Source organism: Paraburkholderia phymatum STM815 (assembly GCF_000020045.1).
Classification (GTDB): Bacteria; Pseudomonadota; Gammaproteobacteria; order Burkholderiales; family Burkholderiaceae; genus Paraburkholderia; species Paraburkholderia phymatum.
The window spans coordinates 213,948-226,746 of the sequence record NC_010623.1 but is presented as its reverse complement, the minus strand read 5'-3'; the positions used below and the strand labels follow the sequence as shown (position 1 = coordinate 226,746).

Annotated in this window: 10 protein-coding genes; 7 read left to right on the top strand and 3 right to left on the bottom strand. The window is 60.9% G+C overall.

What is annotated here, in order from left to right:
• Nucleotides 1–19: 19 nt before the first annotated feature.
• The 4 genes from BPHY_RS16715 (at nucleotide 20) to BPHY_RS16700 (ending at nucleotide 5,376) form a co-directional block, all read left to right on the top strand.
• On the top strand, nucleotides 20–1,300 hold the full coding sequence (locus BPHY_RS16715; RefSeq protein ID WP_012402625.1) for an aromatic ring-hydroxylating oxygenase subunit alpha: 1,281 nt from the start codon (nucleotides 20–22) through the stop codon (nucleotides 1,298–1,300).
• Nucleotides 1,301–1,352: 52 nt separating this feature from the next.
• Nucleotides 1,353–2,510, top strand: coding sequence for a hybrid-cluster NAD(P)-dependent oxidoreductase (locus tag BPHY_RS16710; protein WP_012402624.1), 1,158 nt, complete (start codon nucleotides 1,353–1,355; stop codon nucleotides 2,508–2,510).
• A gap of 198 nt (nucleotides 2,511–2,708) precedes the next feature.
• Complete coding sequence (locus BPHY_RS16705; RefSeq protein ID WP_012402623.1) at nucleotides 2,709–3,572, top strand: glycine betaine ABC transporter substrate-binding protein; 864 nt, start codon at nucleotides 2,709–2,711, stop codon at nucleotides 3,570–3,572.
• A gap of 136 nt (nucleotides 3,573–3,708) precedes the next feature.
• The gene (locus tag BPHY_RS16700) at nucleotides 3,709–5,376 is read left to right on the top strand and encodes an APC family permease (protein ID WP_012402622.1); all 1,668 of its coding nucleotides are present in this window, start codon (nucleotides 3,709–3,711) and stop codon (nucleotides 5,374–5,376) included.
• 54 nt (nucleotides 5,377–5,430) lie between these two features.
• On the opposite strand, the gene purU is transcribed toward BPHY_RS16700, so the two are convergent.
• Together purU and BPHY_RS16690 are read right to left on the bottom strand one after the other, a co-directional pair.
• A complete protein-coding gene (gene purU, locus BPHY_RS16695; protein WP_012402621.1) occupies nucleotides 5,431–6,309 on the bottom strand; it encodes a formyltetrahydrofolate deformylase in 879 nt (292 codons plus the stop codon).
• 147 nt (nucleotides 6,310–6,456) lie between these two features.
• Nucleotides 6,457–7,383 (bottom strand): choline sulfate utilization transcriptional regulator, encoded by a 927-nt coding sequence (locus BPHY_RS16690; protein ID WP_012402620.1) that lies wholly within the window; start codon nucleotides 7,381–7,383, stop codon nucleotides 6,457–6,459.
• 144 nt (nucleotides 7,384–7,527) lie between these two features.
• Between BPHY_RS16690 and betC the strand changes: the two genes are divergently transcribed.
• The 3 genes from betC (at nucleotide 7,528) to BPHY_RS16675 (ending at nucleotide 11,460) form a co-directional block, all read left to right on the top strand.
• On the top strand, nucleotides 7,528–9,069 hold the full coding sequence (betC, locus tag BPHY_RS16685; protein WP_012402619.1) for a choline-sulfatase: 1,542 nt from the start codon (nucleotides 7,528–7,530) through the stop codon (nucleotides 9,067–9,069).
• 101 nt (nucleotides 9,070–9,170) lie between these two features.
• Nucleotides 9,171–10,076: a choline ABC transporter substrate-binding protein gene (locus tag BPHY_RS16680; RefSeq protein ID WP_083775908.1), complete on the top strand. Its 906-nt coding sequence runs from the start codon at nucleotides 9,171–9,173 to the stop codon at nucleotides 10,074–10,076.
• 241 nt (nucleotides 10,077–10,317) lie between these two features.
• Entirely contained in the window at nucleotides 10,318–11,460 is a 1,143-nt protein-coding gene (locus tag BPHY_RS16675; RefSeq protein WP_012402617.1) for a porin, read from the top strand.
• Nucleotides 11,461–11,531: 71 nt separating this feature from the next.
• Here BPHY_RS16675 and BPHY_RS16670 read toward each other — a convergent pair whose 3' ends face one another.
• A complete protein-coding gene (locus BPHY_RS16670; RefSeq protein WP_012402616.1) occupies nucleotides 11,532–12,527 on the bottom strand; it encodes a GlxA family transcriptional regulator in 996 nt (331 codons plus the stop codon).
• Nucleotides 12,528–12,799 lie beyond the last annotated feature (272 nt).

Genomic DNA, 12,799 nt, shown 5'->3' with positions numbered 1-12,799 from the left:
TCGCAAACCCGGAGCACACATGAAAGTATCGGCAGACATTCAGGCGCTCGTCGATCGGCGCAAGCAGGGATATAGCCTCGAAGCCCCGTTCTATCTGAGCGAAGAAATCTTCAGGCTCGATATGGACGCGATTTTCCGTCAACACTGGATTCAGGTCGCCGTCGAGCCGGACGTGCCCGAACCTGGCGATTACGTGACCGTCGAGCTGGGCAGCGATTCGATCCTGATCGTGCGCGACGACGACATGCAGGTTCGCGCTTTCCATAACGTGTGCCGCCATCGCGGCGCGCGCCTGTGCAACGAGGACAAGGGCACGGTCGGCAATATCGTGTGTCCATATCACAGCTGGACATACAACCTGTCGGGCGACCTGATGTTTGCCGAACACATGGGCGAGCAGTTCGACCGCTGCAAGCACAGCCTGAAGAGCGTGCATGTCGAGAACCTGGCGGGTCTGATCTTCGTTTGCCTCGCGGAAAACCCGCCTGTCGATTTCGCCGTGATGCGCGCCGCGATGGAGCCGTATCTGCTGCCGCACGATCTGCCGAACTGCAAGATCGCCGCACAGATCGACATCATCGAGAAAGGCAACTGGAAGCTTACGATGGAGAACAATCGCGAGTGCTACCACTGCGTCGCGAACCATCCCGAGCTGACCATTTCTCTCTACGAATACGGCTTCGGCTATCAGCGCTCGCCGGCGAACGCGGAAGGCATGGACGCGTTCGAGCGCACCTGTATCGAGCGCGCCAGGCAATGGGAGGAGATGAATCTGCCTTCCGTTGAGATCGATCGTCTGTCGGACGTGACGGGCTTCCGTACGCAGCGTCTGCCGCTCGATCGCAGCGGCGAATCGCAGACGCTCGACGCGAAGGTGGCGTCGAAGAAGCTGCTCGGCGAATTCAGGCAGGCTGATCTTGGCGGTCTGTCGTTCTGGACGCAGCCCAATTCGTGGCATCACTTCATGAGCGATCACATCGTGACCTTCTCGGTGATTCCGCTGTCGGCGGGCGAAACGCTGGTTCGCACCAAATGGCTTGTGCACAAGGACGCGCAAGAGGGCGTCGATTATGACGTGAGCAACCTGACGGCCGTGTGGAACGCCACCAACGACCAGGACCGTGCCCTCGTCGAATACTCGCAGCGCGGCGCGTCCAGCAGCGCGTATGAGCCGGGGCCGTACTCGCCGTTCACGGAAGGGCTGGTCGAGAAGTTCAGCGACTGGTATGTGCGGCGCCTCGCTTCGCACATCGACAGCTCGGCTTCTGAGCCGCGCACAATTAACATCAAGGCCGTTTGAACGAGCCTTCGAACAACACCGACCGGATGCCTGGCGGCAAGTGGAGCAAGCAATGATGCGCGATGGAGCACCCTTCGAACCCGTCGAAAGCCGCGTGACGAAGCCCGAATTCTGGAGCGCGTTGCCGGCGCGCTGGACGAGCGATGTCGAGGAAACGCTCGTGTGCTGCCAGGTTCGACAGGAAACGCACGACGTGAAGAGCTTTTTCTTCCGTTCGCCGGAAGGCCGTGCGTTCGTGTTCGAGCCGGGCCAGTTCATTACGCTCGAGCTGGATATCGAAGGCGAGACGATCAACCGTTGTTACACGATCTCGTCGCCGCCGACGCGCCCGCACACCATTTCCATTACGGTGAAGCGCGTGCCGGGCGGCAAGGTGTCGAACTGGCTGCACGACAACCTGCAGGCGGGCGCACGCGTGCGTGTGCTCGGTCCTGCCGGTGAATTCACCTGCGCGCGGCATCCGGCGCGCAAGTATCTGTTTCTGTCGGCGGGTTCCGGCATCACGCCGCTGATGTCGATGAGCCGCGCGCACCATGAGTTGAGCGAGGATCGCGACATCGTGTTCGTGCACAGTGCGCGTACGCCCGACGACATCATTTTTCCTCGCGAACTGGATCTGATTGCTTCGAATCAGGCGAACTTCAGAACTTCTTTCGTTTGCGAGCGGGTAGGCGCGAGGACCAGTTGGCCTGGCATTACGGGGTTCTTGACGCTGCCGCTGCTCAAGCTGATCGCGCCGGATTTCATGGAGCGCGAGGTTTTCACTTGCGGTCCGGCGCCGTATATGAAGGCGGTGCGCGATCTGCTCGATGAAGCAGGCTTCGATCGCAAGCAGTACCACGAGGAGAGTTTTTCGTTCGAGACGTTGATCGAAGCGGAGCCGCAAGTCGCGGCGGAAGTGCTTGAGGCCGAGCAGAAGTCCCACGCGGATGGCGCGAATGGTGCGCAGACCTTCTCGGTGAGCTTTGCGCGCAGTAACCGGTCGATCGAATGCGGCTCTACGCAGCATGTGCTCGATGCGGCCCGTCAGGCGGGGGTTCGGCTGCCTGCTTCATGTACGCAGGGCATGTGTGGCACGTGCAAGGTCAAGCTTGTTTCTGGCCAGGTGGATATGAAGCACAACGGCGGGATCCGGCAGCGCGAAATCGATCAGGGAATGGTGTTGCTGTGTTGTAGCAAGCCGTTGAGCGATCTTGTAGTCGATAAGTGATCTTGCCTGCGGCGCCCGGTTTTTTTGCTGTTGCTTTCGCTGGATGCCGGCGAAAGAACCAGAACTGCGACTGCGTCGCAGACAGAAAAAAAGCCAAGTCGCATACAGACAAGAACCCGTCGCAAACCCGACCACCATCGACTTTCTGGTTAGCGATTCTAAAAGCACACCGCAGCTGCGGCCACAAGGAGATCGACCATGAAGCACCTGAAAAAACTGATGTTGTGCGGGGCACTGATCGCAACGATGACCGCGATCGGAACCGCGGCCGCAGATACCAAACCTACCATCAAGATCGGTTACGTCGAAGGCTGGGACGACAGCGTCGCAACCTCGAACGTCGCTGCACAGATCATTGAAAAGCGACTCGGCTATCCGGTGCAGCTCGTGCCCGTCGCGGCGGGCATCATGTGGCAGGGCGTCGCGCGCGGTGATCTCGATGCAACGCTGTCAGCGTGGCTGCCCGTCACGCACGGTGCGTACTGGGATCAGTTCAAGGGCAAGGTGCAAGACCTGGGAGCCAACTACACCGACGCAAAGATCGGTCTGATCGTGCCCGCCGACGTGCCGGAGAAAAGCATCAGCGATCTGCAGGCGCATAAAGCTGACTTCTCGGGCCGCATCGTCGGCATCGACGCCGGCGCAGGCGTCATGAAGAAAACCAGCGAGGCGATCAAGGCCTATAACCTCGACTATCAGCTGATGCCGAGTTCGGGCAGCGCCATGACCGCGGAACTTGCTCGCTCGATGAATGCCAATAAACCTGTGATCGTCACGGGATGGGTCCCACACTGGATGTTCGCGAAGTGGAAGCTGAAGTTCCTCGAAGATCCCAAGAAGGTGTACGGCGAGTCCGAGCACGTGGATAGCGTCGTTAATCCGGGCCTCGATGCGAAGGCTCCGCAAGTGGTCGCGTTTCTGAAGAAATTTCAATGGAAGCCGGGCGAAATCGACAGCGTCATGCTGGCGACAGAGAACGGCGCCAAGCCTGCCGACGCAGCCGGATCGTGGATCGCCGCACACGGCGACCGCGTGAACAGCTGGGTAGGCGGAGCACAATAACCATCCTTCTCTAACGCGTTCTGATAAGGGTTTTGATGGCGATGCGAATGCGCTGCGCGCGCATTCGCATCGCCGTGTCACGGTTGTTTGTGTTCCAGCCAGCGCGCAGGCTCTTTCTAAAAAAGGGAGACTCTGGATGGATCAGTCAGGACTGCGCACGCGCAGTATCGAAGGCGCAAGCAAAGGTACGAACGAGGGCGCCGCACACGAAGGCCATGCGCTTCAACGCGGCCTCACATGGAAAGATGCCTTCTGGGTGACGAGCGGCGTGCCTGGCGGCGTGCTGTTCACGATCGGCGGCGTCTCGGCGACGATCGGTCAACCCGCATGGTCCATCTGGGTCGCCGCGATCCTGATGGGGTTGATCCAAAGCGCCACTTACGCTGAAATTTCCGGCCTTTTCCCACACAAGTCGGGCGGCGCGTCCGTATACGGCGCGATGGCCTGGGTTCGCTATAGCAAGACGATTGCGCCCGTTTCCGTGTGGTGCAACTGGCTCGCGTGGTCGCCGATGCTTGCATTGGGCACAGGCCTTGCCGCCAATTACGCGCTCTCCAGTCTGTATGCCCCCGACGCCGCGATCAACACATGGCGTCTGACGCTGCTCGATCTCGGCTTCATCAAGCAAGGACTGTCGCTGCGCATCAATGCCACCTTCATCATCGCGGCGATTTTCCTGCTGATCACCTTCAAGTTGCAGCATAGCGGCGCTTCGAAAGCCGCTAGAACGCAGCGCATTCTCGGCATCGCATCGCTTGCGCCGCTGCTAATTGTCGGCATCGTGCCGTTTGTCACGGGCGATGTGCCCGCCGCGCATCTATGGCCGCTGCTGCCTCTCGGACACGACGCGCAAGGCAACGTGACGGCAGCGACATTCGGCTCGTGGAACGGCGCGGGCATCACGATGGCGTTCGGCGCGATGTTCATGGCAGGCTGGGCCGCGTATGGCTTCGAGACGGCCGTGTGCTACACGCGTGAATTCCGTAATCCGCGCACCGACACGGCCAAGGCAATTTTCTGGTCCGGCATGGCGTGTCTGCTCGTGATGACGCTCGTGCCGCTGGCGTTCCAAGGGGTATTGGGGACAAAGGGCATGCTTGACCCGAAGATTGCCGATGGTACGGGAGTCGCCGCCGCGATGGCGCACATGGTCGGCGGTGGCGCAATCGTGTTCGACGTGGTCGTCGTCATGCTGATTCTCACCATTCTGCTGATCGTGATGACGTCGATGATGGGCTCGTCGCGCACGCTGTATCAGGCATCCGTCGACGGCTGGCTGCCGAAGTATCTGTCGCACGTGAACGAGCATGGTGCGCCGACGCGCGCGATGTGGACCGATCTCGGCTTCAATCTGGTTCTGCTGCTGATGTCCGACTACATGACGGTGCTATCGATCTCGAACGTCTGCTACATGATCTTCGTCTTCCTGAACCTGCAATCGGGCTGGATTCACCGGCTGGATCGCGCCGATGCCGACCGTCCGTTCCGCTGCCCCACATGGCTGCTCGCGGCGGGCGCACTGTGCGGCTATCTGGATCTCGCGTTCATCGGCGCGGGTGCCGACATGCAAGGGGTGGGTACGATGCGCAACGGTCTGATCGCGATGCTGCTGATCGTGCCCGTGTTCATGTTCCGCCATTACTGGCAGGACCGCGGGCGCTTTCCGGCACGCATGCAGCAGGACATGGAATGGAAGGGCGGCGCGCGGCCTGCCGGCCTGCGTGGTGTGCTGCCGTACGGCGCGTTGCTGTTTGCCGTTTTTGTGGTGTGGTTCTCGCATCATCTGGCGAAGCCGTTTCTGTGAGCATCGCCTGATGCTCGCCGCCGCGTCCGCGATGCGGCGCGGCGGCTCATGCTGTTACAGCACGACAGTTCGATCGCCGTTGATGAACACGCGGCGCTCGACGAACGCCTTCACTGCGCGCGCCAGCGTGATGCACTCGACGTCGCGGCCCACGGCAAGCATCCGCTCCGGACCATATGAATGATCGACGCGCTGCACTTCCTGTTCGATGATCGGGCCTTCGTCGAGATCGTCGGTAACGAAGTGCGCCGTCGCGCCGATCAGCTTGACGCCTCGCGCATGCGCCTGGTGATATGGGCGCGCGCCCTTGAAGCCGGGCAGGAACGAATGATGGATATTGATCGCTCGGCCCGAGAGCTTGCGGCTCGTTTCATCCGACAAAATCTGCATGTAGCGTGCGAGGATCATCAGTTCCGCCCCGCTCTTATCGAACAGGTCGAGAATTTGCGCTTCCTGCTGCGCCTTCGTGTCGGGCGTCAGCGGAAAGTGATGGAACGGCAGACCATGCTGCGCGGCAAGCGGCTGGAAATCGGGGTGATTCGACGCGATGCCGGCGATGTCCATCTTCAGCTCCCCCATGCGCCAGCGGAACAGCAGGTCCGCGAGGCAGTGTTCGAGCTTCGACACCATGATCAACACTTTCGGGCGCATCTCGAGGTCGTGCATCGCCCACGTCATGTCGAAGTCTGCGGCAATGGGGCGAAACTCGTGGCGCAGCGTGTCGATATGCAGCGCCGCGTCGGGCGCGCTACCCACGCCATGAAAGACGCAGCGCACGAAAAAGCGCTCGCTGATGTCGTCGTCGAACACGGTCAGTTCGTCGATGTAGCAGTGATGCCGATCAAGAAAGCCGACGATGGCGGCAACCTGTCCGGCGGCGCTCGGGCAGGAAAGGGTCAGCGCGAACTGTGGGTGACGATCGGTGGCGGGCATGCGGTCCTCTCTGTTCGATATGGGATTGCCCGCGTCGGCGCGCCAGTGGTCGTGCAGCGCAGCGTGGCGGCAAGCGGGATGATCAAGTAAATCAGCCCAAATTGCGCGCGCATAGAACCGAAGCGCCGTGCTCGTAGTATCGGAACGTCAGGCGTGCGCGTGCTCGCTAACGTCGACCAGCTCGTTGAAAAGCCAGCGCCGGAACAGCGGCACGGCGGCGGGCGCGGGTCGCGCGGGCGGGCAGACGAGGTAGTAGCCGCGCTCGGTCGTCACGGGCGTGTCCAGCAGACGCACCAACTGGCCAGTCGCGACGAGTTCGTCCGTCAGCGGCGTCCAGCCGAGCGCGACACCCTGGCCCATCAGCGCAGCCTGCACGACAAGCGAATAGCTGTTGAACATCATGCCCTGGCTTTCTCCCGGCGCCGCCAGACCGTGTGCGGCGAACCAGCTATTCCACGCGAGCCAGCGCTCCGGCTCGGTGGGCTGCACGTGCAGCAGCGGTAATTCGGCGAGATCGGCGGCCGTGTGCACCGCCGGGTGGAGATGGCGGAAGGCGGGAGAACACACGGCCGTGACGGCTTCGGCGAACAGGCGCGTTGACGTGCAAGGGGGCCAATGACCGTCGCCGAATGCGATGGCGATGTCGGCATGATCGCGGTGAGGGTCGTAGCCGAGTTGGGACGTGACGATCTTTACGTTGACACCCGGCATCGATGCCTTGAGGCGCGCGAGACGCGGCATCAGCCAATAGGTGGCGAAGCCGGCGTCGGTAAGTATCGTCAATGCGCCTGTGGCACGGCGCGCGCGGATGTCGGAGGTGGCCACGCGGATCGTGTCGAGACCGCTGCGCACGGCTTCGTATAGCAATGCGCCTTCGGGCGTGAGTGTCACGCCGCGATGGCCGCGCTCGAACAACGGCGCCCCGAGATCTTCTTCGAGCTGCACGATGCGCTGGCTCACGGCTGGCTGTGTCGAGCCGAGCTCGCGCGCGGCAGCCGTGAAGCTTGCGAGGCGCGCGGCCGATTCGAAGGCCGATAGCGTCTGCATCGGCGGAAGACGGTCTGGTCCCGACATAACATCCCCTTATGGGCCGATAAGCGCACGCCGCCTTCACAACGGTTTAATGAGCGGCAATAGTGAAGTGAATGCGCGGTGTTCCGCACTGCTGCGAGCGCCACGCTTCGAACCGTAACCGTACGATTCTAATCCGCCCCGCCCATGAGCCTTAATACAAAGCAGAATATCCTTATCTTGATGGCAGACCAGATGACACCGTTCGCGTTGCGCGCGTATGGCAATCAGGTCTCGCTGACACCGCGCATCGATGCGCTCGCGAAAGAAGGCGTCGTGTTCGATTCGGCTTATTGCGCGAGCCCGTTGTGCGCGCCGGCCCGCTTTTCGATGATGGCGGGCAAACGGCCCGCTGCAATTGGTGCTTACGATAACGCCGCCGAATTGCCGGCGCAGACGCTGACCTTCGCGCACTATCTGCGTGCGGCGGGCTATCGAACGATCCTCTCCGGCAAAATGCATTTCTGCGGCCCTGACCAGTTGCATGGCTTCGAAGAACGCTTGACGACCGACATCTATCCCGCCGATTTCGGCTGGGTGCCGGACTGGGATCGCCCGGACGTGCGGCCGAGCTGGTATCACAACATGAGTTCGGTGCTGGATGCGGGACCGTGCGTGCGCACGAACCAGCTGGATTTCGACGACGAAGTCACTTACACGACGCGCCAGAAGCTATACGACATCGTGCGTGAGCGCGCGGCGGGCGGCGACGCGCGGCCGTTTTGCGTGGTCGCGTCGCTGACGCACCCGCATGATCCTTACGCGATACCGCAGCAGTACTGGGACATGTATCGCGATGAAGAGATCGACATGCCGTGCGTGACGCTCACACGCGATGAAAGCGATCCCCACTCGAAGCGCCTGCGCGACGTCTACGAAGCAGACCTCACGCCGCCCACGGCGCAGCAGATCCGCGATGCGCGGCACGCGTATTACGGCGCGCTATCGTATGTCGATGCGCAATTCGGCGCGATTCTCGACACGCTCAAAGCAACGGGACTCGCCGACGACACGATCGTCATCGTCACGTCGGATCACGGCGAAATGCTCGGCGAGCGCGGACTCTGGTACAAGATGACCTGCTTCGAAGGCGGCGTGCGCGTGCCGCTGATCGTGCACGCGCCGAAGCAGTTTCGCGCGCACCGAGTGGCGGCGTCGGTGTCGCATGTCGACCTTTTGCCCACGCTGCTCGAAATGGCAACCGGCGCACGCCGTGCGGAGTGGCCGGATACCATCGACGGACGCAGCCTCGTGCCGCATCTGCGCAACGACGGCGGGCACGACGAAGCGATCGTCGAATACTTCGCCGAAGGTGCTATTGCGCCGATGGTGATGATCCGGCGCGGTCAGTACAAGTTCATTCACACGCCCGTCGATCCCGACCAGCTTTACGATCTCGCCAGCGATCCACGAGAACGTGCCAATCTGGCGCAGGATCCGGCAGCGGCCACGCTGGTCGAAGCCTTTCGCAAAGAAGTCACGCAGCGCTGGGACATTCCCGCACTGCATCAAGCGGTACTCGCAAGCCAGCGCCGTCGCCGCTTCCACTTCGAAGCGACGACACAAGGCGCGATCCGCTCATGGGACTGGCAGCCGTTCAACGATGCGAGCCAGCGCTATATGCGCAATCACATCGAACTCGACACGCTGGAAGCGATGGCGCGTTATCCGCGCGTCGTCTCTCGCTGACCGACAGGCACCGAAGACAACCTCGATACGGGAGCACTACGATGAACACACGCTGGAGAAGTTCGCTTGCCAAGGCCGCGTTGATCTTTTCTGCATTTGGCATGGCCGTGACGGGATCGTCGCACGCCGCTGAACCGCAAAGCTGCACACAGGTGCGCATGGCCGATCCCGGCTGGACCGACATCGATGCGACGAATGCGGTGGCGGGTGTGCTGCTCAAGGCGCTCGGCTATCAGCAGAACGTGTCGAACCTGTCGGTGCCGATTACCTATCAGGGCCTGAAAAAAGGTCAAATCGACGTATTTCTGGGCAACTGGATGCCTGCGCAGGGACCGCTCGTCAAACCGTTCGTCGACGAGCACTCGATCGACGTGCTGCACGCGAATCTGACCAACGCGAAATTCACACTTGCCGTGCCGGACTATGTCGCTGCCGCGGGTGTGCATTCGTTTGCCGATCTCGTCAAACACGCGGATCAGTTCAACGGCAAGATCTATGGCATCGAACCGGGCGCACCCGCGAATCAGAACATCAAGAAGATGATTGCGGATAAGGCTTTCGGTCTTGGCGACTGGAAGGTGGTCGAATCGAGCGAAACGGGCATGCTGACGCAAGTGGAGCGGGCCGTGCGCGACAAGCAGTGGATCGTGTTCCTCGCCTGGGAACCGCATTTGATGAATACGAAATTCCACCTGACGTATTTGTCGGGCGGCGACGCGTATTTCGGCCCGAACTACGGCGGCGCGACGGTGAATACGGTTACGCGTCCGGGCTTTGCCGGGCAGTGCACGAATCTCGCGAAGCTGTTTCAGCAGATGACGTTCAATGTCGACATGGAGAACCAGATCATTGCGAACGTTCTGCAAAACAAGGTGGACATCAATACGGCGGCATTGACTGCGCTAAAAGGTAATCCCGCTTTGCTAAATACGTGGCTTAAAGGTGTGACGACCACGAACGGTGCGGATGGTTTGCAGGCAGTTCAAACGCAGCTGGGTATTCACTAAAGCGGCATTGAAAGTGCTTCAAAAAGAGCGCGCGCAGCCGCAAAGGCCGCGCGCTTTTCATTTATGACACGCGCGCTTCTTTTTTTAGTCGTGTCGTTATCAGACCAATGTATGTCGTGTCTGGTCGAGTCGACCGAAAAATGGATTTGTACTGTGCCTTCATCGTGGTGCGAATTGCACACGCCGCGGAGTGCGCTTCGCATTCCTATTCCCTCATAGCCAGGCAAGAGAGAACGCTACAATGAAAAAGCTGAATGCCGCAGCACTGACAGGCGTCGCGCTTGCGCTCGCCGGAGTTTCGAACGCGAGCCATGCACAAAGCAGTGTCACCCTGTATGGGATCCTCGACGCAGGCATTACGTGGGTCAACAATACGGGTGGCTCGCATGTGGTGAAATTCGACGACGGCATTTCTTACGGCAACCGCTTCGGCATCAAAGGCACGGAAGATCTCGGCGGCGGACTGGAGGCGGTGTTCGTGCTCGAAAGCGGCTTTCACCTCGGCAACGGACAGTTGGGCTTCGGCAGCACGCTGTTCGGACGTCAGGCCTATGTGGGCCTGAAGAACCAGTGGGGCACGTTGTCGTTCGGCAATCAGCTCGATATGACGGAAGAGATGGTGTATCTATACAACGTCTCTGCATGGGCGAGCGGTTATGCAATTCACCAGGGCGACTTCGACCGCTTCAATGGCGACCGTCTGCCCAATTCGGTGAAGTTCCTGTCGAATGAATTCGCGGGCTTCATGTTCGGCGGCATGTATTCGTTTGGCAATGTCGCGGGCGACTTCCATCAGGACAGCGCATGGAGCGTCGGCGCGCATTATGCCAACGGCCCTTTCACGGCGGGCGCGGCTTATACGCAGCTTAACAATCCGCACGGCATCTACGCGTTCGATCCTTATGCGATGCTCGGCGTGCACACGTTCCTCGGCCAACAGACGGTCACTGTCGATCCGGCAACGGGCGCGAGAACGGATCTCTTCTCGAGCAATCCGTTTCCCGTCGACAAGCAGGGCACGTTCGGTATCGGTTCGAGCTACGCAATCGGCGACGTGACGCTGATGGGCAACTTCACGTATACGACGATCAAGGGCCTCGGCGTCACATCGCACATGAAGGTCGGCGAAGGCGGCGCGAGCTGGCAGGTAACGCCGGCCTTCAGCGTGATCGGGGGCTACCAGTACACCAACTTCGAAGGACATCACTGGAATCAGGGCTCGCTCGGCGCGCACTATCTGCTTTCGAAGCGGACGGATGTCTATATTTCAGGCGACTATCTGAAGGCCTCGAGCGGCGTGGATGCGGTGATCGGCTATAGCTTCACGCCGTCCACCACGACGACGCAGGCCGACGTGCGCATCGGCATGCGCCATTCTTTCTGATCGAATCGAGTACGTCCTCCATCTGCTTTGCCCGCAATGGGCAAAGCAGATCTAAAGAACCATCTTGAGAATCACGGTATGGCGGCCTCGCGTGTCGAATGCGTCGTCCTGCCGCCCGCACCGTGATGCGGCGGACTGCGGTCGCTGCGCGGACTCGTGCCGAAACGCGCACGATAGGTCCGCGAAAAATGCGAGGGCGATTCGAATCCGCATGCGACGCAGATCGCCGTGATCGACATGTCTGTTTGCCGCAAAAGCTCCCGCGCGCGGTCGAGCCGCAATTGCAGATAGAAATGTGTCGGCGTGTCCTTTAGCGATGAGCAGAAGAGCCGTTCTAGCTGCCTGCGCGTGACGCCGATTTCCTGCGCCAGATCGGCAGGCGCAAGCGGCTCTTCCATGTTCTGTTCCATCACGCCGATCACCTGAATCAGCTTGCGATTGTGCACGCCGTAGCGCGCGGCGATTTCCATGCGCTGATGATCGGACCGCTGCCGGATGCGGCTCACGACGAACTGCTCGGAGATCGCCGAAGCGAGCGCGGCGCCGTGGTTGCGAGAGATCAGATCGAGCATCATGTCGATCGACGCAGTGCCGCCGGCGCAGGTAATGCGCCGCTCGCCGATTTCGAACAGCTCGTCGCTGGCCTGCATGGACGGATAGCGCTCGCGAAACGCGGCGAGTGCTTCCCAATGCAGTGTCACGCTGTCCGTCGCGCGCACCAGTCCCGCTTCCGCCAGAATGAATGCGCCTGTGTCGATGCCGCCCAACGTCGCCTGGGCGCGATCCATCCGCTTGAGCCAGTCAGCGAGCGCGCGGCTATAGCACGCGAGCGGTTCGAAGCCCGCTACGACAAAGACGGTCGACGCGTGATGCACATCGCCGAATGCGGCTTCGGCATTCAGTGAAATGCCGTTGCTCGCGCTGACGGGCGCGCCATCCACGCTCAATATGTGCCAGCGGTACAGATCTTCGCGAAAGCGGTTCGCGACGCGCAAAGGCTCGATGGCTGACATGAAACCGATGGCCGAAAAGCCGGGCAGCAGCAGAAACGAAATGTCTTCGGGCATCGCTCGATCGTCGGGAGTGAGGTCGACCGGATTCGTCGAATCCGGCGAGCGTAGCAAGCAGTATGCAACCCGGCAAGCCGCCAATAATCGGCGCGGTGGATGGCGCAGCGCAACAATCGGTCGGCGCCCGCGGGTGCCTCGCCGCATGCTGGTTTTCCCTCATGGTCGCTCGCGAGCAAGAACGGGTCGCTGTTGGTCGATTTTGGCGGAATATGGATTTGTACCTTTAATGCACATCAGGTCGTTGTCGTTTCATTCGCCGCCCGCGCCGC